The 21392-nt window shown below is 64.8% G+C and carries 20 protein-coding genes and 1 tRNA gene; 4 read left to right on the forward strand and 17 right to left on the reverse strand.

Features of this window, described 5'->3' with window-relative positions; genetic code table 11:
- Positions 1–22 precede the first annotated feature (22 nt).
- Positions 23–724: an SDR family NAD(P)-dependent oxidoreductase gene (locus ABIC09_RS22030; protein ID WP_354110527.1), complete on the reverse strand. Its 702-nt coding sequence runs from the start codon at positions 722–724 to the stop codon at positions 23–25.
- Between the two features lie 223 nt (positions 725–947).
- Between ABIC09_RS22030 and ABIC09_RS22035 the strand changes: the two genes are divergently transcribed.
- Together ABIC09_RS22035 and ABIC09_RS22040 are read left to right on the forward strand one after the other, a co-directional pair.
- Positions 948–2732, forward strand: a complete 1785-nt coding sequence (locus tag ABIC09_RS22035) for an acyl-CoA dehydrogenase family protein (RefSeq protein WP_354110528.1) — start codon at positions 948–950, stop codon at positions 2730–2732.
- A gap of 45 nt (positions 2733–2777) precedes the next feature.
- Positions 2778–3866, forward strand: coding sequence for a Zn-dependent alcohol dehydrogenase (locus ABIC09_RS22040; protein WP_148755028.1), 1089 nt, complete (start codon positions 2778–2780; stop codon positions 3864–3866).
- A gap of 146 nt (positions 3867–4012) precedes the next feature.
- On the opposite strand, the gene ABIC09_RS22045 is transcribed toward ABIC09_RS22040, so the two are convergent.
- The 8 genes from ABIC09_RS22045 to ABIC09_RS22080 all read right to left on the reverse strand — a co-directional run bounded on the left by ABIC09_RS22045 (position 4013) and on the right by ABIC09_RS22080 (position 12090).
- Positions 4013–4366, reverse strand: coding sequence for a nuclear transport factor 2 family protein (locus tag ABIC09_RS22045; RefSeq protein WP_354110529.1), 354 nt, complete (start codon positions 4364–4366; stop codon positions 4013–4015).
- A 125-nt stretch (positions 4367–4491) separates the two neighbouring features.
- Positions 4492–5964: an amidase gene (locus tag ABIC09_RS22050; protein ID WP_354110530.1), complete on the reverse strand. Its 1473-nt coding sequence runs from the start codon at positions 5962–5964 to the stop codon at positions 4492–4494.
- A 100-nt stretch (positions 5965–6064) separates the two neighbouring features.
- Positions 6065–7036 (reverse strand): iron exporter MbfA, encoded by a 972-nt coding sequence (gene mbfA, locus ABIC09_RS22055; protein WP_148755054.1) that lies wholly within the window; start codon positions 7034–7036, stop codon positions 6065–6067.
- Positions 7037–7102: 66 nt separating this feature from the next.
- Positions 7103–8251: an alpha/beta hydrolase gene (locus ABIC09_RS22060; protein ID WP_354110531.1), complete on the reverse strand. Its 1149-nt coding sequence runs from the start codon at positions 8249–8251 to the stop codon at positions 7103–7105.
- 127 nt (positions 8252–8378) lie between these two features.
- Complete coding sequence (locus tag ABIC09_RS22065) at positions 8379–9248, reverse strand: MBL fold metallo-hydrolase (protein WP_354110532.1); 870 nt, start codon at positions 9246–9248, stop codon at positions 8379–8381.
- A gap of 43 nt (positions 9249–9291) precedes the next feature.
- Positions 9292–10473, reverse strand: coding sequence for a serine hydrolase domain-containing protein (locus tag ABIC09_RS22070; protein WP_148755033.1), 1182 nt, complete (start codon positions 10471–10473; stop codon positions 9292–9294).
- Between the two features lie 23 nt (positions 10474–10496).
- Positions 10497–11108 (reverse strand): glutathione S-transferase family protein, encoded by a 612-nt coding sequence (locus ABIC09_RS22075; protein WP_354110533.1) that lies wholly within the window; start codon positions 11106–11108, stop codon positions 10497–10499.
- Between the two features lie 139 nt (positions 11109–11247).
- Positions 11248–12090, reverse strand: coding sequence for a fumarylacetoacetate hydrolase family protein (locus ABIC09_RS22080; RefSeq protein ID WP_354084146.1), 843 nt, complete (start codon positions 12088–12090; stop codon positions 11248–11250).
- A gap of 249 nt (positions 12091–12339) precedes the next feature.
- On the opposite strand from ABIC09_RS22080, the gene ABIC09_RS22085 reads away from it, so the two are divergent.
- Positions 12340–12816 (forward strand): DUF3775 domain-containing protein, encoded by a 477-nt coding sequence (locus tag ABIC09_RS22085; RefSeq protein ID WP_148755036.1) that lies wholly within the window; start codon positions 12340–12342, stop codon positions 12814–12816.
- A 95-nt stretch (positions 12817–12911) separates the two neighbouring features.
- Here the strand turns inward: ABIC09_RS22085 and ABIC09_RS22090 are convergent, their stop codons facing one another.
- From ABIC09_RS22090 to ABIC09_RS22105, 4 genes are all read right to left on the reverse strand, one after another.
- Positions 12912–13694: an SDR family oxidoreductase gene (locus ABIC09_RS22090; RefSeq protein ID WP_354031641.1), complete on the reverse strand. Its 783-nt coding sequence runs from the start codon at positions 13692–13694 to the stop codon at positions 12912–12914.
- A gap of 176 nt (positions 13695–13870) precedes the next feature.
- A complete protein-coding gene (locus tag ABIC09_RS22095) occupies positions 13871–14383 on the reverse strand; it encodes a CvpA family protein (protein ID WP_148755038.1) in 513 nt (170 codons plus the stop codon).
- A gap of 345 nt (positions 14384–14728) precedes the next feature.
- The gene (locus ABIC09_RS22100) at positions 14729–16321 is read right to left on the reverse strand and encodes a GMC family oxidoreductase (RefSeq protein ID WP_354110534.1); all 1593 of its coding nucleotides are present in this window, start codon (positions 16319–16321) and stop codon (positions 14729–14731) included.
- Between the two features lie 119 nt (positions 16322–16440).
- The gene (locus ABIC09_RS22105) at positions 16441–17817 is read right to left on the reverse strand and encodes a coniferyl aldehyde dehydrogenase (protein WP_502917690.1); all 1377 of its coding nucleotides are present in this window, start codon (positions 17815–17817) and stop codon (positions 16441–16443) included.
- A 379-nt stretch (positions 17818–18196) separates the two neighbouring features.
- Here ABIC09_RS22105 and ABIC09_RS22110 point away from each other — a divergent pair.
- Positions 18197–18273 (forward strand) — tRNA-Met (locus tag ABIC09_RS22110).
- Between the two features lie 78 nt (positions 18274–18351).
- Here the strand turns inward: ABIC09_RS22110 and ABIC09_RS22115 are convergent.
- Genes ABIC09_RS22115 through ABIC09_RS22130 form a run of 4 tightly spaced genes read right to left on the reverse strand, consistent with a single transcriptional unit; the run spans position 18352 to position 21384 of the window.
- Entirely contained in the window at positions 18352–19119 is a 768-nt protein-coding gene (locus ABIC09_RS22115; protein WP_148755040.1) for an ABC transporter permease, read from the reverse strand.
- Complete coding sequence (locus ABIC09_RS22120) at positions 19116–19880, reverse strand: ABC transporter permease (RefSeq protein WP_354110536.1); 765 nt, start codon at positions 19878–19880, stop codon at positions 19116–19118. The genes ABIC09_RS22115 and ABIC09_RS22120 overlap by 4 nt, the downstream gene beginning before the upstream one ends.
- Entirely contained in the window at positions 19877–20683 is an 807-nt protein-coding gene (locus tag ABIC09_RS22125; protein ID WP_354110537.1) for an ABC transporter ATP-binding protein, read from the reverse strand. The genes ABIC09_RS22120 and ABIC09_RS22125 overlap by 4 nt, the downstream gene beginning before the upstream one ends.
- Positions 20680–21384 carry a GntR family transcriptional regulator gene (locus ABIC09_RS22130; RefSeq protein WP_148755043.1) on the reverse strand — a complete coding sequence of 235 codons (705 nt, stop codon included), beginning with the start codon at positions 21382–21384 and terminating at the stop codon, positions 20680–20682. The genes ABIC09_RS22125 and ABIC09_RS22130 overlap by 4 nt, the downstream gene beginning before the upstream one ends.
- Positions 21385–21392 lie beyond the last annotated feature (8 nt).

Genomic DNA, 21392 nt, shown 5'->3' on the forward strand with positions numbered 1-21392 from the left:
CGGTTGCTGTTAGGTTATCGCCTCAAAACTTCTCCACCCAGGGCCGCAGCTCCAGCTCCCAGCTCCAGGCGCTGCGCGGCTGCTGCAGCACGTTCCAGTAGCTCTCCGCGATCGCATCGGGATCGAGCATCGAATCCGGCTTGTCGGCCGGCTCGGTGCGCGCGGCGCTCTTGATGCCGCCGTCGATGACGAAATGCGCGACATGGATGCCTTGCGGCGACAATTCGCGCGCCATGCTCTGCGCCAGCCCGCGCAGCGCGAACTTGCCCATCGCGAACGGAGCGGATTGCGCGTAGCCCTTGACGCTGGCCGAAGCACCGGTGAACAGGATCGCGCCATGCTTGTTTGGTACCATGAGCCTGGCCGCCTGCTGCGCCACCAGGAAGCCGCCATAGGCGCTGACCGCGATCGCATTCGCTACATCCGCCGGGACGAGATCGACAAAAGTGCCACGCGCGCGGCCAGAGGCATTGTAGACGACGAGATCCGGCGTGCCGATCTCGCGCTCGACCAGACCGAACAGGCGTTCGACCTCCTCAGGCTCGGTGGCGTTGCAGGCATAGGCCTTCGCGCCGGTCTGGCTGCAGAGCGCGCCTAACTTCTCGATCTTTCGCGCGGCAAGCGCGACGCGAATGCCTTGCGCGGACAGCAGCCGTGCCAGCGAGGCGCTCAGGCCTTCGCCGGCGCCGACGATGAGGGCGATCTTGTATTTCGGATGTTCCATGGCGTGATCTCTCGGGGACGGGACGCCGCTGATCTATGCATCCGCCGCGCGGACAACCAGCCGGCTCGATGACAATTCCGCAGAGCGAATTGCTCCTTCACGGCGATCATGCCTCCCTGACAATTTGCGGCTTTATCGCCTCTCGCGATGGGAGCATGATCGACATCATCCCAAGCGGCAAGCGATAAGAATTTGGCGCCGGGCGGAAACGAAGAGGACGATCATGCACAAGCCGGCCACAGCGCAGCCAAATAATGTCGCGGCCGCACCATCCGGCCTGCTGGCGCCCGATACCACTGGCATGAATTTCTACCGCGCCGATCAGGCGCTGACGGACCTCCTGCGCATCCATTTGCCGGAGACGCTATTCCGCCACATCGAGCCGCATCTCGATCGCCTCGGTGAGCTCGCCGGCGGCCATCTCGACGATTGTGCGCGGCTCGCCGACCGACACACGCCGCTGCTGCACCAGCGCGACAAGTTCGGCCGCGACGTGCAGTGGATCGAATATCACCCGGCCTATCGCGAGCTGGAGAACGCCGCCTTCGGCGAATTCGGTATCCACGCGCTGTCGATCCGCAAGGGCATCATGGGCTGGCCGGACAAATATCCTGTGGTGGCCAAGCACGCCTTCACCTTCCTGTTCAACCAGGCCGAATTCGGCATGGGCTGCCCGATCAACGTCACCGATGGTTGCGCAAAGCTGCTTTCGAATTTCGGCAGCGATGCACTGAAGGCGAAATATCTGGACGGCCTGACCCAGACCGACATGAGCAAGCTGACGCAAGGCGGCCAGTTCATGACCGAGAAGGAAGGCGGCTCCGACGTCGGCACGCTGACCACGCGCGCGGTGCAGGAGGGCGACCATTGGCGTCTCACCGGCGAGAAATGGTTCTGCTCCAATGCGGACGCGAAAGTGGTGATGCTGCTGGCGCGCCCCGAAGGCGCCGGCCCCGGCACGCGCGGTGTCGGCCTGTTCCTGATGCCGCGCTTCCTCGACGACGGCTCGCAGAACCACTACCGGATCGTACGTCTCAAGGACAAGCTCGGCACCCGCTCGATGGCCTCCGGCGAGATCAAGCTCGAAGGCGCGATTGCGTACGCGGTCGGCAAGCTCGACCGCGGTTTTGCGCAGATGGCCGAGATGGTGAACTCGTCGCGGCTTTCAAACGGCGTTAAATCGGCCGCGCTGATGCGCCGCGCCTATCATGACGCGCTTGTCGTGGCGAAGAACCGCGTGGTGTTCGGCAACCGCATCATCGACCTGCCGCTCGGCCGACGGCAGATGCTGAAAATCATGCTGCCGGTCGAGCAGGCGCTGTCGATGAGCTTTCTCACCGCCGATGCGCTCGATCGTGCGGAAGCCGGCAGCCAGGATGCGGCGGCGCTGCTGCGCATTCTGACCCCGACCCTGAAGTTCCGCGCTACGCGCGATGCGCGAAAAGTCTGCGGCGATGCGCTCGAGATGCGCGGCGGCATCGGCTATGTCGAGGAATTCGCCACGCCGCGCCTGCTGCGCGATGCGCATCTCGGCTCCGTCTGGGAAGGCACCGGCAACATCGTCGCCATCGATGCGCTGAGGCGTGCCGTTGGCCGCCACGGCGCAGAATCCGCGCTGAATGCGGATCTGCACGCACGCCTCGACGATAGCGCCTCGGTGCCGCAGGCCTGGCGCGACAATTTGGGCGGCCTCGTCGAGCGCGCCGTCGGCTTCGCGCGCGAGGTCGCAGGCAAGTCAGAGAACGAGGCCGACGCGCGGCGCGCAACGAGCCTGCTCTATCACGTCGCAAGCGCCGTTGCGCTCGCCTGGGAGGCGCACCGCATCCACGACATGCGCGGCGACGCGCGCCGGCTGCTGCTGTCGCGGCTGGTGATCGACCATCGCGTCGTGCCGGGCGATCCGTTCCGGCTGACGGAAAATGCCACGCAGGCCAAGATCGCAGCACTTCTGCTCGGTGACCGCGACGCCGGCATGAGCGAGGTTGGCGAACTGGTTCTGGCAGCGTAGGCTGCGGGCCACGATCAAATCAAAAAACGCGATAGGGAGTGCTCGATGAAGGCCGCCGTCCTCCATGAAGTCAACAAGCCGCTGGTCATCGAGGATGTCAGCCTGCCGAAGCCCGGCCCACGCGAAGTTCTGATCCGCACGTCAGTCGCCGGGCTCTGCCACTCCGATCTGCACTTCATGGAAGGCCTCTACCCGCATCCGCTGCCCGCGGTGCTCGGACACGAGTCCGCCGGCATTGTCGAGCAGGTCGGCTCCGACGTCACCTATGTGAAGCCGGGCGACCACGTCGTCACGTGCCTATCCGTGTTCTGCGGCACCTGCGACAATTGCGCCACGGGGCGCACGGTGCTCTGCACTGACACCACGGTGAAGCTGCTGCCGGGCGTCTCCAATCGCATGCAATGGTCGAAGCCCGAGAAGCTGCACCAGTTCCTCAACCTCTCCTCCTTCGCCGAGCAGATGCTGGTGCACGAAAATGCGATCGTCAAAATCAGGAAGGAGATGCCGCTCGATCTCGCCGCGCTGATCGGCTGCGGTGTCATCACCGGCTACGGCGCGGTGGTGAACACGGCGAAGGTGACGGCCGGCGAAACCGTCGCCGTGATCGGCTGCGGCGGTGTCGGCATGGCCGCCATCAACGGTGCGCAGATCGCCGGTGCCGGCCGCATCATCGCCATCGACACCAATCCGGCAAAGCTCCAGCTCGCGACCAAGCTGGGCGCCACCGACATCGTCAACCCCGCCGACGGCGACGTCGTGAAGCAGGTCCGCGACCTCACCAATGGCGGCGTGCATCATTCCTTCGAGGTGCTCGGCCGCAAGGAAACCGCGGAGCAGGCGTTCGGCATGCTCGCTTCCGGCGGCACCGCCACGATCGTCGGCATGATCCCGTTCGGCCAGAAGATCGAGCTGCACGGTTTCGACTTCCTGCGCGAACGCCGGATCCAGGGCTCGTCAATGGGCTCGAACCATTTCCGCGTCGACATGCCGCGTCTGGTCGATTTCTACCTGCGCGGCCGGCTGCACCTGGAGGACTGGATCTCGGCCAAGCTGAAGCTGTCCGAGATCAACGAAGGTTTTGCCAACATGAAAGCCGGCAAGACGCTGCGGAGCGTGATTGTGTTTGATAGCTAGCGCCGATTACGCTGTCATCGCCCGGCTTGACCGGGCGATGACAGTATTCCAGAGACGCTGTTGTCTGAACCGAGAGGCCGCGGCGTACTGGATGCCCCGCCTTCGCGGGGCATGACGGCGGAGAGTGGGGCGGCGATGCGGGCCGCTCACCGCGACACGTGCGCAGACACCGCGAGCCACTTGCCGTTCTTCTTCGCCCAGCAATCGGTGTAGCGCCCGGTCGCCTGCTGACCATCCGCGGTGGTGTAGCTCGTTGCCGCGTGAATGATCGCGAAGTCGCCCATGATGCGGATGATGACGTCAAACGCATGCAGATCGCGGATCGCGACCGGCCGCGCGGTCTGCTCCAGGAAGCCGGTGCGGTCGACCAGCGTCTTGTCCGGATTGGAGCAGTAAAACTCCGGCGCCAGGATCTCGTCGAAGCGTTTGACGTCGCAGTTCTGCACAGACGCGACATAGTCACGGTTGAGTGCGGTGAGCTGTTCGATGTCCTGGCTCATGACATTTCTCCGTCCTCAGTTATCTACTCCGTCATTGCGAGAGCAGCGAAGCAATCCAGAAATGTTTCCGCAGATGCGGACGGGATTGCTTCGTCGCAAGGGCTCCTCGCAATGACGCGGCGGCATCAATCATCAAGCATCTTGGGTGGCACGAACCCGCCGAACTCGCGCTCGATCAGCTCGGCCAGCTTCAGCGGCGTGCGGTCCTCGAGCCATGGGCCGACGATCTGGACGCCGACCGGCAGCCCATCCGGCGCGAAGCCGGTCGGGATCGCGGTCGAGGGCAGGCCGGGCAGCGTGGCGATGCCGGGCCAGGCGAGCTGGTCGGGATAGACGTGCTCCTTGCCGTCGATTGTGATGCGGCGGGTTTCCTGATCAGGCGAATGGTCGTGGGGATAGGCGGCGGTCGGCATCACCGGACAGATCACGGCGTCGAACGTCTTGAACAGCTCGCGCCATTGCGCGCGCAACCGGGTGCGTCCGCCGTTCGCCATCTGCCAGTCGCGATGGCTGAGCGCGATGCCGCGCAGCCGCTCGGCGGCGAGGCTGTTGTCGCCCTCGGGCAGCGCGGCTGCCGCCGCCTTGGCGCCGGCATAGATGTCGGGCGCAAAACTTGCGGCGAGGAACGACATCAGCATGCGCATATAGAGCCGCGTCGAGGCCGCAAAATCCGGCAGCAGCGGACTGCTGCGTTCGATCTTGACGCCTGATTTGGCGAGGTTATCGGCGAGCGTGTTGATGGTGCCGCGCACGGCGGTGCCGGTCGGCAGCACCGGATCGGTGTCGATCACCAGCACGCGGAAATCCCTGAAGGCGATGTGCCGTGCCGCCGGCAATTCGAGCCGATAGGCGAAGCCTGCATCGATCGGATCGGGCCCGGCCATCACGTCGAGCACCAGCGACAGATCGGCGGCGCTGCGTGCCATCGGGCCGATCACCGAGAGGTCACGCTCGAATGGCAACGGTGGCAGCGGCGGCGGCGTGTGGCCACGCATGGCGACGAGGTTGAAGGTCGGCTTGTGTGCGTAGACGCCGCAATGGAAGGCCGGCACGCGCAGCGAGCCGCCGATATCGGAGCCGATGGAGAGCGGGCCGTAGCCTGCGGCGAGGGCCGCCGAGGAGCCGCCGGACGAACCGCCCGGCGTGCGGCCGAGATCGTAGGGGTTGTTGGTGGTGCCGTAGATGTCGTTGTAGCTTTGCCAGTCGCCGAGGCCGAGCGGCACGTTGGTCTTGCCGACGATGACAGTGCCAGCGTCCTTCACCCGCGTCACCGGCAGCGCGTCTTCCTTGGCAATGAAGTCCTTCTGCGCGGGAATGCCCCAGGTCGTCGGCAGGCCGGCGATGTTGTAGGATTCCTTCACCGTCATCGGCAGGCCGAGCAGCGGCTTGCGCTCGCCGCGAGCCAGGGCCGCATCCGCATCACGCGCGGCGCTCAGCGCGCGCTCGAAATCGCGGACGCAGATCGCGTTGACCTTGCCGTCGTGCCGTTCGATGCGGTCGATCGCGTCCTGCGTGAGCTCGACGGCGGAGACCTTCTTCGCCGCCAATGCGGCCGACAGCTCGACCGCGCTCTTGTAACTCCATTCCGATTTCGCCACGACATGCTCCTGCGCTTCACTGAAGGGATGATGCGCAGTTTGGCCGAACGCCGCAACCGCCGTTTGATCGCGATTGCCATGCGAGGGAATGCCGAGGCTGCTATGCCGCCCCGATCAAGATCCCCACCGCCAGCACGATGGCGCCGCCGAGCACGATCTGGAATACGGCCTGGAGGAACGGCGTATCCATGTAGCGCGCGCGGATGAAGGCGATCGCCCAGAGTTCGAAGAACACGACGATGCCGGCGATCGCGGTCGCGATCCAGAATGCGTTGGGCCATGCGTCCGGCACGAGATAGGGCATGGTATGACCGAGCCCACCGAGCGTCGTCATCGCGCCGCAGGTGATGCCGCGCAGCCAGGGCGAGCCCCGGCCCGTCAGCGAGCCGTCGTCGGACAGCGCTTCGGCAAATCCCATGCTGATGCCGGCGCCGATCGAGGCGGCGAGGCCAACCAGGAACGTCTGCCAGTTCTGGTGCGTGGCGAAGGCCGCCGCGAACAGCGGCGCCAGCGTCGAGACCGAGCCGTCCATCAAGCCGGCGAGGCCCGGCTGCACATATTGCAGCACGAACATCCGCCGCCGCGTGCGGTCTTCCTCGGCGCGCACGCCGGGCTTGAGGATCTGGTCCGCCAGCTTTGCCGCGGTCTCTTCATGACCTTTCTCGGCTTCGGCGAGATCGCCGAGCAGGCGGCGCACCCCGGTATCCTGCGCCTGTTCGGCCGCCTTCACGTAAAACCGCTCGGCCTGCATCTCCATGGTCTCGACCTCCTTGCGGATGGTGTCGAGCGAGAGGTTCTTGGTGAGCCAGACTGGGCGGCGGCGCAGGAATCCCTTGACGTCCTCGCGGCGGATCGGAGGCAAATGAGGACCGAAGCGCTGCTCGTACATCTCCAGCAGCATGTGGCGATGGCCGCGCTCCTCTTCCGCCATCTCCTCGAAGATCTTGGCCGTATCCGGATAGCGTTCCCGGAGATCCTCGGCGAAGGACATGTAAATGCGGCTGTCCTCCTCCTCTGAGGAGATCGCGACCGCAAGCACCTCGCGCTCGGTCAGATCGGCAAAATTCTTCACGACGGCCTGTCCCATTAGTTTAGAACTATTCTAAACTATATAATGCGACGCGGTTCCCGGGTCAAATCATGCGGCGCGGGCCTTTTCGAGGAAGTCGAGCAGCAGCCGGCTGACCTCGGCGGGCTGCTCCTGCTGCACCCAATGGCCCGCACCGTCGACGAGATGGCAACCGAGCATCTTCGTGCAGCCGCGCCCCTGCATTGCCTCGAACACGCCGGGGCGCTGATAAGTGCCCCAATCCTGCTTGCCCGAGATGAAGCACGCGGGCACGTCGATGCTGCGGCCCGAGAACAGCTGCATCTCGTTGTTGAGCGAGCCTGACGTGCCGTAGCGATACCATTGCAGGCCGCCCTGGAATCCGGTGCGGGCATATTCGGCGCTGTAATAGGCGAGGTCGCTGTCTGGCAGCCATTGATTGGCGGCGATCGCGGTCGGCGACGGCATCTCCTTCGCGACCGTCTCGGCCATGGTCTCACCGAGGTTCATCACGTAATAGGTCGGCAGCTTGGCAAGCTCGCCTGCCGACCATGATTTCAGCGGATATGGCTTGTTGTCGATCCAGTCCGCGCTCTTGTGATGATAATAGGCGCGCAGGAAATCATGCACGCCTTGCGGCGCGTGCTGCATGTCGGCGTTGGCGGCGCGCGTCGCATAGTACCATTGATAGCGGATGCGCGGGCGCGGCAGCGCGGCGAGTTCGCGATGCACGGGATCTTCGACCGGTGGCTTCGCGGGACTATCGACCGTGTCGAAGGGCAACGCCGGCGCTCCGCCGAACGGCGCGCTCATCAACGTCACCGAACGAAACACGTCGGGCCGGATCAGCGCGCACCACGCCGCGACCGGGCTGCCGAAATCGTGTCCGGCGAGATCGACCTGCCTGTAGCCGAACGCCGTCACCAGGGCGAGCGCATCGCGGACGAGGTTGAGAAGAGAGAATGGGGTGAGATCGCCGTCGTAATCCGCGGTCCAGCCGGTCGTGCGGCCATAGCCGCGCTGGTCGGGCGCGAGCACGTGATAGCCGGCCGAGCCAAGCGCCGGCATCACCTTGCGCCAGGAGAACGCGAGCTCGGGAAACCCGTGCAGCAGCAGGATGCAGGGACGGCCCCTGGTCTCGAAGCCGGCCTCGAGCACATGCATCCGCAAGCCGTTGATGCCGTCGACATACCGCGAGCGGATGCCGGCGGGGAGGGGAATGTCGGGAAGTGCTGTCATTGCTTTCTCCACGCGGGTGGAATCGTAGGCTGGGCAAAGGCGCGCACTTCGCGCGCCGTGCTCACCATTCCCTGGCGCATTTGGCATGGTGGGCACGCTTTGCCCACCATACGGCGTCTCAGCTCAATCACACCGCCGCACACACGAACCCGCTGCCCTTGCGCTTGATCTTCCCCACCGACGGCGAGGGGAAATGCGCGGTGCAGCACAGCGTGTCGCTGTCGCAATAGCGTTCCAGGAAGCTTCGCCGCGTCGTGGCCGCCTTGGCCGGGTCGACGTCGAACTTGATCGACAGCTCCGGATAGATCGTCTGCAGCGGCGAGTGCATGAGATCGCCGGAGAATACCGCGTCGTCCTTGCCACGTCCCATCGCGACGGCGATATGCCCCGGCGTGTGGCCCGGCGTCGGCACGATGCGGACGTGATCGCCGATCTGGTGATCGTTGCTGACCAGCTCGTGGCGCTTGGCCTCGACCACCGGCAGCACGCTGTCGGCAAAGGGCGGAATCTCCGTCTTCGCATTCTCCGCGAACCAATGGTCGTACTCCTGCTTGGCGAACACATAGCGCGCTTTGGGGAACGTCGGCACCCAGCGGCCGTTCTCCAGCCGCGTGTTCCAGCCGACGTGGTCGACGTGCAGATGGGTGCACATCACGAAGTCGATGTCGTCGACGGAGACGCCCGCCGCGGCGAGCCCGCGTTGATAGTTGTCGTCGGTCTTCATGTTCCATGCCGGCCGCTGTGGCCGCGGCTTGTCGTTGCCGATGCAGCTGTCGACCAGAATGGTGTGATGCGGCGTCTTGATCACATAAGACTGGAAACACAGGATCAGCGTGTCCCGGTCGTCGAGCGCCTTGGCTTGCCGCATCCACGCCCGGTTCTCGGCCAGCACCTCCGGCGTCAGGCCGGGCATGAAGTCCAGCGCCGGGAAGAAGGGCGCTTCCTGCTCGATGACGCGATGGATGGTGAGATCGCCGACGGTGAATTTCAGGCTCATGCTCGCTTCCCTTGTTCGCTTCCCTTATTCGCTTCTCTTGCACTCAGCGTGCGTCGCGCACGGATGGAATGACGATGTTGGAGAGGATGTCGATCGCGGCGAGCCCTTCCTTGGGCTGGCCGTATTGGGCAGCGGTGGTCATCATGACGAGATCAAGCTCGGGCACGATGAAGAGGCGCTGGCCACCCCAGCCGAAGGCGGCAACCCATTTGATTTCCTTGCTGCCGGCCAGCGAGCGGCCCATCCACCATTGATAGCCGTAGAACAGCGTGCCGCCGAAATAGCCGATCGCCTGGAAGCGCGGCGTGATCGATTGCGCGATCCAGTCGGCCGAGACAACTTGTTGGCCGTTCCACTGGCCGCGATTGAGCACGAGCTGGCCGATCTTCGCCGCATCGCGCGGCCGCAAGCGCAGGCCCGCGGCCGCTGCAATCTTGCCGTTCTTATAGGCTTTCCACTCGAGATCGGTGATTCCGAGCGGCTGGAACAGCACCTCGCGCGCAAACGTCTCCAGCGGCTTGCCCGAGACGCGCTCGAGGATGTTGCCGAGCAGTTCAGTTCCGCCGCCATTATAGGTCCAGAGCACATCCGGCGGTGCAGCGAGTGGCTTTGCGAGCACATAGCCGATCGGATCGGCTTCAAACGTGAGATGCGGCTCGTCGTTGTTCGGATCGGTCCAGGCCCGCGCTTCGTCCCATTTCATCCCCGAGGACATCGTCAGCAGATGGCGCAGCTTAATGGCCTCCCAGCCCGGCTGCTTCATCGCCTGACGGTCGGGGAAGAATTTGAGCACAGGCTCATCAACGCCTTCGATCAGCTTGCGATCGATCGCAATGCCGACGAGCGTCGAAACGACACTCTTCGATGCCGAACGCATGTCGTGCTTCGTCGTCGCGGTGAATTCGTGCTGGCCTTCCGGTTGCCCCCAGGGTTGGTCGTAGCCGGGGAAATACTGCTCGAAGACGAGCTTGCCGTGGCGCACGACGACAACCGAATGGACCGAGGTCGCGCGTTGTTTGAGCCGTGCAGCGATGCCGCAGAGTTGCGCGCCATCCATGCCGAGACTGTCGGGCGAGGCGATCTCCCAGCCATCGTCGATCGATGACGGCGCTCCACAGGCTTGGCCTTGTTGTCCAGGCTCGGCCCGTAGATTGGTGGCTGAGATGGAGAGCGCGAGCACAAGGCCCGCGCCGAGAATTGTGAACCGGGAGAATTGATCGCGCATCGTCATTCTCCAGGCATATCCCGCTACGCCGCTGGCGGCACCGAGATCTTCACCGACGGCCGCTCCAGCATCTTCTGATGGAAGGCATCGAGCTTCGGATAGGCCTTGCGCCAGCCGCAATCGGCGAAGCGGAAGTCGGCGTAGCCGAGCACGCAAACGAGGCCGATCTGCGAGATGTCGAACGGGCCGTTCAGCACGTCAGGCATGTTCTCGAAACGCGCCATGCCGGCCCAGGCCCGGTTCCAGTGATCGTCCGACCACGCCTGCCATTGCAGGCCCTGCGGCCGCACCATCTTCTCGTAGCGGCACAGCAGCATGGAATCGAGCATGCCGTTGATCAGCGAGTGATTGGTCTTGGCCTTCCAGCGCCGCGGACCGTAATCCGGGATCAGGCTGCCGCCGGCCATCTCGTTGAGATATTCGACGATGACGTAGGAATCCAGGATCACGTCGCCGTCGTCAGTGATTAGCACCGGCAGCTTCTTCAGCGGCGTGATGCGCGAATAGTCCTCGTTGGCCGTGCCGGGCGCGACGGTCGCGGGCGTGAATTCGATCCTGTCGATCAGCCCAAGCTCGATCGCGGCAATGCGCACCTTGCGGGCGAACGGCGAGGCGGCGGAGAAGGAGAGTTTCATCGGAAATGTCCTGCGGGAGACCGGCAATTGGTTTTCGTCATTGCGAGCGAAGCGAAGCAATCCAGGCTGTCTCCGTAGAAATAGTCTGGATTGCTTCGTCGCTTCGCTCCTCGCAATGACGGTATGGCGACGGCGCGGCTTACGCCGCAACGATCTCCTGGCGCTGCTCGCCGAGGCCTTCGATGCCGAGCGTGATGACGTCGCCGACATTGAGGAAGGTCGGCGGCTTCATGCCGAGGCCGACGCCGGGCGGGGTGCCTGTCGTGATGATGTCGCCCGGCAGCAGCGTCATGAACTGCGAGACATAGGAGATGCACTTGGCCATCGAGAAGATCATGGTCTTGGTCGAGCCGGTCTGGCGGCGCTGGCCGTTGACGTCGAGCCACATCGACAGGTTCTGCACGTCCTTGATCTCGTCCTTGGTGGCGAGCCAGGGACCGACCGGGCCGAACGTGTCGTGCGACTTGCCCTTGGTCCACTGACCCAGGCGCTCGGTCTGGAAGTTGCGCTCGGAGACGTCGTTGCAGACGCAATAGCCGGCGACGTGGTTCAGTGCATCGGCTTCCGAGACGTATTTTGCCCGGGTACCGATGATCGCGGCGATCTCGACTTCCCAGTCGAGCTTGGTCGAGCCGCGCGGCTTCTCGACCTTATCGTTCGGACCGGACAGCGAGGTGTTGGCCTTCATGAAGATGATCGGCTCGCTCGGAATGGCGGCGCCGGTCTCCTTGGCGTGGTCGCTGTAATTGAGGCCGATCGCGACGAACTTCGAGATGCCGGTGACGGGCGCGCCGAACCGCGGCTTGCCGGAGACGGCGGGGAGCGAGGCGGGATCGATGGCGGCGAGCTTCGTCAGCGACTCCGGCGAATAGGCCTCGCCGGTCAGGTCCTTCACATGCGCCGACAGGTCGCGCAACTGGCCGGATTTGTCGATCAGGCCGGGCTTTTCCGCACCCTTTTCGCCGTAACGAACAAGCTTCATTCTCGTTTCTCCCTTGGGATGGACTGATCGGTTAAATAGCTTCATGGAACAGCGCGGCGGGAAATTCAACCGCTCAAAACGGGGCGCATTGCAGCCCCTCAATTCAGGTGATCGTAGGGTGGGGCAAAGGCGCGAAGCGCCGTACCCACCAATGCTTTCGCTGATGCGAGTTTCCGCCATCAGGCGCAATGGATCATCTGGAGCGGTGCGGCGTTATCGCGGAACCCAGGACGAGCCAAAGGGGAGCCCATGCCAGAGCTTGCCATTTCCGCCGAGAAGGTCGCCTTCATCATAGAAAAGGCCCGCGAATTCGACGTCAAGGAGGCGGATACCGATCCGGATTCGGGCTCGAACCCGACCGATGACGACGCAGTCGACGTCCTGAAGGACAACGGCTCCGATCCGGTCCGCAACGAGCTCGGCGGCTTCATGATCGCCTTGAACGAGGACGAGCAGCTCGATCTCGTCGCGCTGACCTGGCTCGGTCGCGGCGACGGCGCGATCGATGATTGGGACGATTTGCGCGCCCGTGCTGTGGAGGCACGGTCCGAGTATCGCAGCCCGCGCCGTGAAACGGTGCAATACCTGCTCGGCGAGCCGATGCTGGGCGATCTGCTCGCCGACGGGCTCGACGCATTCGGCATCGACTGGACCGACGAGCAGCTCACCGCAGATTCCTCTGATCCCAGCGAGCGGGACGAGGACGAGATCACCAAACGGCGGTGATGATCCTCGATAACACATGACTCGCGCTTGGGCGCTGAAGCTCCCGCATCGTCATGGCTGGACTCTCCCCACTATCGCAGGCGAGATGACCGCTCTCACAGCGTTCCCGGGAACGCACCACCATCGAGCAGAATGTTCTGGCCGGTGATGAAGCCGGCCTTGGCGCCGCAAAGGAAGGCGCAGGCATAGCCGAACTCGTCGGGCTGGCCGAAGCGGCCTGCCGGGTTGAGCTTGGCGCGCTCGGCCAGGACCTGCTCGGGCGTCGTGCCGCGCTTGTCGGCCTCGGCCTTCGCGGTGCCGGTCAGGCGATCCGTCTCGAACGGGCCCGGCAGCAGGCCGTTGATGGTGACGTTGTTGATCACGGTCTTGCGCGACAGGCCGGCGATGAAGCCGGTGAGGCCGGCGCGCGCGCCGTTGGAGAGGCCGAGGATGTCGATCGGCGCCTTCACCGCGGCCGAGGTGATGTTGACGATGCGGCCGAACTTGCGCGCCATCATGCCGTCGACGGTCGACTTGATCAGCTCGATCGGCGTGAGCATGTTGGCGTCGATCGCCTTGATCCAGTCGTCGCGGGTCCAGTTGCGGAAATCGCCGGGCGGCGGGCCGCCGGCATTGTTGATGAGAATGTCCGGCTCGGGGCAGGCCTTCAGCACGGCTTCGCGCCCCGCAGGCGTCGTGATGTCGCCGACGATCTCGGTGACCTTCACGGCGGGATAGGCCTTGCGGATGTCGTCGGCCGTCTTCTTCAGCGCTTCGGCGCCGCGGGCGGTCAACGTGACGTCGACGCCGGCTTCGGCCAGCGAGATGGCGCAAGCGCGCCCCAGGCCCTTGCTGGATGCGCAGACGATGGCGCGGCGACCTTTGATCCCAAGATCCACTGTTTCACTCCCGTAATGTCAGGCAGGTTTTTGGACGGGCGGCACTCTAGCCAAGAGTGATGCCGCTGATAAGGGACGTGCCCGCATCAAAATGCATGGCGCGGGCTGCGGCGATGCAAACGGGCATGATCCGGAAAAGTGTGTAGCGGTTTTCCGAAAAGATCATGCCCAAACAGTCAGATGCGCCGCTCCTGCTTGAGGCGGTCGATCGCGGCGGCGGCCTCCGGCGGCAGCGACTTGAAGCCCATCTGCCCGACCGCCGAGAACAGCGGCCGCAGATGCGAGCCGGCCAGGAAGGGCGGCTGGCGGTTGGCCGGCACGATCTGGTCGAACACCAGCACCAGCGTGGTGGCGACAAGGCCGACCCGGACGGCGCCGAGCGCGGCGCCGCCGAGGCGGTCGCCGATGCCGGCGTCGCCGACCGTGTCCTCAAGCACGAAACGGCCGATATATCCGAGCAACATGCCGACCACCAGAAAGATGCCGAACAACCAGATCCAGTTCTGGAATTGCGGCGCATTCGGATTGCCCGTGATCTGCGGCGCGATCATCGGCATCAGCGAAACCGCGATGGGGGCCGCCAGGAGATAGGCGAGAATGGTCATGGCGCTGCGGAGCAAGCCGGTCCTGAAGCCAAAGCCGATCGCGAGTGCGAGCGCCGCATAGACCGCGAAATCGAAGCTATTCATGAGCGCAACCCTGCCGATGGAACGAATGAACGCCGAACCGGTCGTTCCGGTTTCAGATCGCTAAAATCGTCTGTATCTTTTCGCTCCAGCAGCTAAGGGGGCGTCCATTTCAGGCTTATTCAAGGTGAGTGAAGAAATCGTCGTCGTGACTGGCGCTCCAGCCTTTCTTCGCCTCTCCCCGCTCGCGGGGAGAGGCCGGATTGCAGCGAAGATGCAATCCGGGTGAGGGGGACTCTCCGCGAGTCCAACTCTCACCCTACTCGCGGAGAGAGGCCCCTCACCCCAACCCCCTCAGCGCGAGCGTAGCTCGTCGCGGCCCCGTAAGGACGGGGAGAGCGAGGAGAGCTACCGCACCTCGCTCCTGATCATATCCGCCGCCTTTTCCCCGATCATGATGGCCGGCGCATTGGTGTTGCCGCCGATGAGCGTCGGCATGATCGAGGCATCGACGACACGCAGGCCGTCCACACCGTGCACCTTCAGCTTCGGATCGACCACGGCCATTGCGTCCGTGCCCATCTTGCAGGTGCCGACGGGGTGGTAGACCGTGTCGACGCGATTCCGCAGGATGGCGCGGATGTCGTCGTCCGTTCGCACGTCGGACGTGAACATGTCCTGCTTCTGCAAGGCGCGCATCGCAGGCGTCTCCATCAGCCGCCGCGTGGTCTTGAAGCCCGCGACCATGGTCTCGAGATCCTCCGCCTCGCCCAGAAAGTTCGGATCGATCATCGGCGCCGCCAGCGGATCGGCGCTTTTCAGCCAGACGCTGCCGCGGCTCTTCGGCCGCAACAGACAGACGTGGCATGAGAAACCCGCCTCCTTGTGCTTCTTGCGGCCGTGGTCGTCGAGCATCGCGATGATGAAGTGCAGCTGGATATCCGGCACGTCGAGATCGGCCTGCGTCTTCAGGAAGCCGCCGCACTCGGCGAAATTGGTGGTCATCAGGCCACGTCGCTCCCTGCGGTACCGCCGGATGGCGCGGAGCAGCGAGGGCAGCCGGCCGAGCGACGAGTGAACGAAGTGCGGATAGTCGGAGGCGTAGACGAACACGAAATCCGGATGGTCCTGCAGATTGCGCCCGACGCCCGGCAAATGATGCATGAGGCCGATGCCGTGCGCGCCAAGCGCCTCGCCGTCGCCGATGCCCGACAGCATCAGCAATTGCGGTGACTGGAAGGCGCCGGAGGCGAGGATCACCTCGCGGCGCGCGCGCAGCTGTTTCGTCTGCTTGCCCTGCACATATTCGATGCCGACCGCGCGTCCGCCTTCGAACAGGATTTTCGTCGCATGCGCCGCCGTCTCGACGCGCAGATTCGCGCGCTTGTCGATGTGGGGCTGCAGATAGGCGCGCGCCGCGCTCCAGCGCTCGCCCCTGTGCTGCGTCACCTGGTAGCTGCCGAGCCCTTCGTGGTCCTCTTCATTGAAGTCCTCGCGGATGCGGAATTGTGCCTCGCGTGCGGCCTGATGGAAAATCTCATGGATCGGATTGTCCGAGCGCAACCTGTTGACATGCAGCGGGCCGCCCTTGCCGTGATATTCGCCGTCGAAATCGCTGTTGTTCTCCGAGCGCTTGAAATAGGGCAACACGTCCGCGTACGACCAGCCGACATTGCCGAGCGAGGCCCAGTGGTCGTAGTCCCATTTGTGGCCGCGGATGTAGACCATGGCGTTGATCGCCGAGGAGCCGCCGAGGCCCTTGCCGCGCGGCTGATAGCCGATACGGCCGTTCAATCCCTTCTGCGGCACCGTGTCGAAGGCCCAATTGGCCGCCTTGTATGGCAGAGCGAGCCCGAAGGGCGTGGTGATCCGCCAACTTTCGTTCCGTCCGCCGGCATCGAGCAGCGCCACGGATGTCGCCGCATCCTCCGACAGCCGCCCCGCCACGGCGCAACCACCGGAGCCCGCGCCCACGACGACGAAATCGAATGTGTCAGTCACTGATGTTTCCCCAAGTAATGGTTTTTGTTGTTGTCGTCATTGCGAGCGCAGCGAAGCAATCCAGAATCCCTCCGCGGCGGCAGTCTGGATTGCTTCGCTTTGCTCGCAATGACGGGAAGCTACGACATGAACCGCATCATCTTCTCCAGCCGCGCGATCTTGCCGCCATAGGGCGGATGGAGATCGGCGAGACGGTTGAATTTTGAGCGATAAAACACCGGCTTCAGCTTGCTGAAGCTGCGAAAGCCCCATTCGCCGTGATAGGCGCCGGTGCCGGATGCGCCGACGCCGCCCATCGGCTGGTTGATTTGCGCGAAGTGAAACAGGCAGTCGTTGATGGTGACGCCGCCGGAGACGGTGCGCGCCAGCACCTCGTCGCGCGCGTCGCGATCCCTGCCGAACCAGTAGAGCGCGAGCGGCCGGTCGCGGCGATTGACGAAGGCGATCGCGTCGGCCGGATCGCGAATGCCGAGCACCGGCAGCACCGGGCCAAAGATCTCCTCCTGCATCGCCGCCATCTCCTCGGTCGCGCCAACGACCAACGTCGGCGGGAATTTGCGGTGCGCCTTCCACTTGGGGTCGTCGGCCCTGGCCGGCTGCAGAATCTTTGCGCCACGCTGCGCGGCATCCGCGACCAGCGCTTCGAGCCGTGCATAGTGCCGGTCGGAAACGATCGAGGTGTAGTCCCTGTTGACAGGATCGGTGCCGAACATGCGCCGCATCTGCGTGCGCACCTTCTCGGCGAAGGCCTGCAACGCGCCCTCCGGCACCAGCACGTAATCGGGCGCGATGCAGGTCTGCCCGGCATTGAGCAGCTTGCCGTAGGCGATGCGTTCGGCCGCCTCGTCGAGATCGGCGGAGACATCGACGATCGCCGGCGACTTGCCGCCGAGCTCGAGCGTGACGGGCGTGAGATTGCGCCCTGCCGCCTCCGCGACCAGCCGCCCGACCCGGGTCGAGCCGGTGAACACGAGATGATCGAACGGCAGGCTCGCAAAGGCCTTTGCGATCTCTTCCTCGATCCCGGTGACCAGCAACTCGGTCGAATCGAACCTCTCGGCGACCGCGTCCTTCAACAGCGCGGAGAAACGCGGCACGAGCTCGCTCGGCTTGATGATGACGCGGTTGCCGGCGGCGATGGCGCCGATCGCGGGTGCGAGCGTCAGCTGCAGCGGATAATTCCAGGGCGCGATGATGCCGACGACGCCGAGCGGCTGCGGCATCAGCCGGTTGCGCGCGGGCAGGAATTGCAGCGCTGTCGCGACGCGCTGCGGCGTCATCCAGCCTTTCAAATGTTTTGTCGCGTGCCGGATCTCGGAGAGCAACATCATCGTCTCGGCGATATCAGTCTCGACCGCCGAGCGGTGGCCGAAATCGGCCGAGATCGCCTGCCGGAAGCGCTCCTCGTTGTCAGCGATGACGGCGCGCAGCCGCGCCAGCCGGTCGAGCCGTGCGGCGAGGTCAGGCGCCGGCTCGGCCCGTGACCGCGCGATCATGGCCTGGAAGCTGTCCGTGAGCGCCGCCAGCGGGGTGCTCACCAGGGGGCGATCCAACGTATTGTTCAAGGCGGTCCTCCCCAAATCGGCGTTTCGCCCCTGTTTTGTTGCCGCAAGCTGGCCGTTTGTGGAACTTCTGGCAAGTGCGTGGCAAACCGGCCGGAATCCGCGCCCGCGACCTGTCATAAAGTCGAAAAAAACGTCCCCTCGGCCCTTTCCAAAGGCGGTTCGGGTTGGTACATACCCCCTGCACCCGACGGGCTTTGCCCGGGGTTGCCTTCCAAGGAAGCCTTCGGGACGGGAGAAGCAAGCCACGCGAGCAGCGTCGGCCCTGATCCGCCGTCCCCGGCATTTTCACGAAGGCAAAGCAACGGTTTAACGCGGGGTGGAGCAGCCCGGTAGCTCGTCAGGCTCATAACCTGAAGGTCATAGGTTCAAATCCTATCCCCGCAACCAAATTCGGAATGACCGGTTTCGATATGAAAATGGCCCGCATCACGCGGGCCATTTTTGTTTGGCGAAGTGATCGCCACGCTATCGGGCCGCAGTCTGCCAGGCGAGCAGTCGCTGCTCGACGAGCGACACCGCAATCGACGTCAAATATCCGGTCGCACCGAGCAGAATGACGCCGGCGAAGAGGTCGGCGGATCGGAACGCACGTGCCGAGAGCAGGACCCACTGACCAAGGCCGTCGAGTCCGGCCAGGATCTCGCAGACCACCGAGAGGATCAGTGCGACCGTCAGACTGAGCCGCATGCCCGCGAGGATGTCGGGCAATGCCGAGGGCAGGGCGATCCTGCCGATGACGGCGGCGCGCGACATCTGCAGTGAGCGGGCGACCTCATAGAGCCGCGGCTCGACCGCGGCAAAGCCGTGGATGGTTGCGAGCATGATCGGCCAGATCGCGCCGAAGGCGATGACGAACAGCGCCATGCCTTGCGTCAGCCCGAGCATCGCGATCGCGACCGGGATGATCGCGGAGACCGGCAGGGGCCGCAAAAATTCCAGCGACGGCGCGACATAGGCGCGCATCATCCTTGACGATCCGATTAGCGCGCCGAGCGCAATGCCGGCGATCGAGGCGGCGAGCCAGCCATAGGCCATGTGTTCGAGCGTGCCGATGAGCTTGCTTGCGAGATCGCCGCTCGAAAAGCCGCGCACCAGGGCAGCCCAGGCCCGGTCCGGACCAGGCAGGAACACCGGTGAGACCAGCCGCAGATTGGCGATGAGCTGCCACGCCGCGATGAAGCCGGCCGCGACGAGGATGCTTGCGACACGCCAGAGGATCGCGGCGCGGTTCATGGATTGTCTCCGGCGAGCGCGGCGCGGCCGAACAGGCGGCGCTGGGCCGCAATCAACAGCATGTTCAGCGCGTAGCCGATCACGCCGATCCAAAGCAGATAGGCGAGCATCAGGTCGGCGCGTAGCGCCTGCTGCGCCAGCATGATGCCGGCGCCGAGGCCGATCGGATTGATGGCGATCTCGACGGTGACGGCGACGATCAGGGCGATACCAGCCGACAGGCGAAAGGCGACAAAGATCCGCGGCAGTGCGGCCGGGATCACGATCTTCGCGATCCGTTGCGTCGCGCTCAGCCGCAGGGCCCGCGACACTTCGATCAATCGCGGCTCGATGCTGCGCACTGCGCTGCGCGTCATGATCAGCATCGGCCAGATGCAGGCGAACGCCACGATCACGATCTCCATCCGGTAGCCGAAGCCCAGCGCGATCAGCGTGATCGGCAGCAGCGCGATCGAGGGAATTGGGCGGATTGCCTCGACCGTCACCTCCATCAGGCGGTCGAGGGGGCGCGAGATGCCGAAGGTAATACCGAGCGAAAGCCCGATGGCACTGCCGATCGCCAGTCCGGAAAAGGCGGCGAACAGCGTGTCGCGGGTCGCGATCGGAATCGAGAGGTCGGCAAGCGCCGCGGCCAGCGCCGCGAGGATCGCGCTGGGCGGGGCCAGGCTGTCGCTCTGCAGCTGGGTGAGGCGCGCCCAGAGCTCGAACGCCAGCATCAGCGCCAGCGGCAACAGCAAGGGCCTGGCACGGTCGAGGCTCAACGTTCGGTCGCCTTGATGAAGTCGAACAATTGCCGGCGCAGCCGCAGGAATTCCGGATGCTCACGGGTGGCCAACTGGTCGCGAGGGCGCGGCAGGTCGACGGCGAGCTCGATGCCGATCCGGCCCGGATGTGGCAGCAGGCCGACGATGCGGTCGCCGAGGTAGATCGCCTCGTCGAGATCGTGGGTCACGAAGATCACGGTCGTTTGGCTCGTTTGCGTCAGCGACAGGACCTCGTCCTGCAGCCCCTGGCGCGTCATCGCATCCAGCGCGCCGAACGGTTCATCCATCAGCAGCGTCGTCGGCTCCTGTGCAAGGCAGCGTGCGATCTGCAGGCGCTGCTGCATGCCGCCCGACATTTCGGTCGGATATTTGTCAGCGTGGCCGGGCAAACCGACTTTGCGCAGCAGCGCCTCGATGCGCGAGCTGCGCTCGCGTGCCGGCACACGAGAGGCTTCCAGCGCCAGCGAGATGTTGCCGGCCGCGGTCCGCCACGGCAGCAGCGCCTTGCCGTAATCCTGGAAAACAATCGCGACCTCGCGGCGCGGCCCGGTGATCGGCTCGCCGTCGAAGGTCACTGCGCCGCTCGTCGGGCCATAGAGGCCCGCGGCGAGCCGCAGCGCTGTGGTCTTGCCGCAGCCGGAGGCACCGACGATGCAGAGGAATTCGCCCGGCCGCACCTCCAGATCGAGGTTCTCGATGATGGTCTTGCCGCCGAGCCGCAGCGTCGTGGCGTTGAACGCGATCAGCGCTTTTTGCCGTCGCGCCGCGCGCGCCTCGTCGAGCCTGGCAACGACACTCATGATTGCTCCCCGCTTGTCGGCGGATAGACGAAATTGATGGTCGAGTGCAGATGCGCCGCCAGCATCCCTTGCGCGGCGGCAAGGTCGCGGGCGAGCACGCGGTCGGCGAGCATCTGGTGGCTCCGTATGAACTCCTCGCCGCTGTCGATGGCACGCATCATGATGCGGCGGTAGCGATAGGCCTGGTCGTAGAGGTCGGAATGGGCGGCCAGCATGCGCCGTGAGCCGCAGGCCGCGAGCAGGGCGGTATGAAAGCCCTTGTGCAGCCGATCGAAATCGGCCGCGCCCTCGCGGAATTCATTGCCGGTGCGCTCGATATGCCGCCGCATCTGATGCAGCGCGCTGACGATGCCGGCCTCCCAGGCGACGTCGCCGTGGAGGATGGCGAGCCTGACGGCCTCGATTTCGACCGCCGTCCGCATGCAGGTGATGTCGGCGAGATCGTCGTGGCTGACTTCGGCGACACGAAAGCCGCGCTGGCCGATGCCGACGATCAGGCCGCGTGACATCAGCCGAGACAAGCCTTCGCGCAGGGGGGTGGCGCCGATCTCGTAGCGCTGCACGAGATCGACGATGCCGAGCCGCGATCCCGGTGCGAGATCTCCGGCAAGGATGTCCTGCTCGATGAGGTTCGCGGCGCGCTCGCTCAAGGTGCCGGCCTCCGCCGGAGGACGTTCGAGAGTGCGCTCGGGGGCAGGCATCGCCAATG

It is taken from the genome of Bradyrhizobium sp. S3.12.5, from assembly GCF_040548225.1.
Classification (GTDB): Bacteria; Pseudomonadota; Alphaproteobacteria; order Rhizobiales; family Xanthobacteraceae; genus Bradyrhizobium; species Bradyrhizobium cytisi.

Bases quoted from the DNA above. Each gene is read 5' to 3' on its own strand.
- ABIC09_RS22060 (WP_354110531.1), bottom strand. From the start codon at position 8,251: ATGACAGCACTTCCCGACATTCCCCTCCCCGCCGGCATCCGCTCGCGG.
- ABIC09_RS22075 (WP_354110533.1), bottom strand. From the start codon at position 11,108: ATGAAACTCTCCTTCTCCGCCGCCTCGCCGTTCGCCCGCAAGGTGCGC.
- ABIC09_RS22105 (WP_502917690.1), bottom strand. From the start codon at position 17,817: ATGATCGCGCGGTCACGGGCCGAGCCGGCGCCTGACCTCGCCGCACGG.
- ABIC09_RS22130 (WP_148755043.1), bottom strand. From the start codon at position 21,384: ATGCCTGCCCCCGAGCGCACTCTCGAACGTCCTCCGGCGGAGGCCGGC.
- ABIC09_RS22080 (WP_354084146.1), bottom strand. From the start codon at position 12,090: ATGAAGCTTGTTCGTTACGGCGAAAAGGGTGCGGAAAAGCCCGGCCTG.
- ABIC09_RS22115 (WP_148755040.1), bottom strand. From the start codon at position 19,119: ATGAACCGCGCCGCGATCCTCTGGCGTGTCGCAAGCATCCTCGTCGCG.
- ABIC09_RS22045 (WP_354110529.1), bottom strand. From the start codon at position 4,366: ATGAGCCAGGACATCGAACAGCTCACCGCACTCAACCGTGACTATGTC.
- ABIC09_RS22125 (WP_354110537.1), bottom strand. From the start codon at position 20,683: ATGAGTGTCGTTGCCAGGCTCGACGAGGCGCGCGCGGCGCGACGGCAA.
- ABIC09_RS22065 (WP_354110532.1), bottom strand. From the start codon at position 9,248: ATGAGCCTGAAATTCACCGTCGGCGATCTCACCATCCATCGCGTCATC.
- ABIC09_RS22030 (WP_354110527.1), bottom strand. From the start codon at position 724: ATGGAACATCCGAAATACAAGATCGCCCTCATCGTCGGCGCCGGCGAA.
- ABIC09_RS22070 (WP_148755033.1), bottom strand. From the start codon at position 10,473: ATGCGCGATCAATTCTCCCGGTTCACAATTCTCGGCGCGGGCCTTGTG.
- ABIC09_RS22085 (WP_148755036.1), top strand. From the start codon at position 12,340: ATGCCAGAGCTTGCCATTTCCGCCGAGAAGGTCGCCTTCATCATAGAA.
- ABIC09_RS22035 (WP_354110528.1), top strand. From the start codon at position 948: ATGCACAAGCCGGCCACAGCGCAGCCAAATAATGTCGCGGCCGCACCA.
- ABIC09_RS22040 (WP_148755028.1), top strand. From the start codon at position 2,778: ATGAAGGCCGCCGTCCTCCATGAAGTCAACAAGCCGCTGGTCATCGAG.
- ABIC09_RS22095 (WP_148755038.1), bottom strand. From the start codon at position 14,383: ATGAATAGCTTCGATTTCGCGGTCTATGCGGCGCTCGCACTCGCGATC.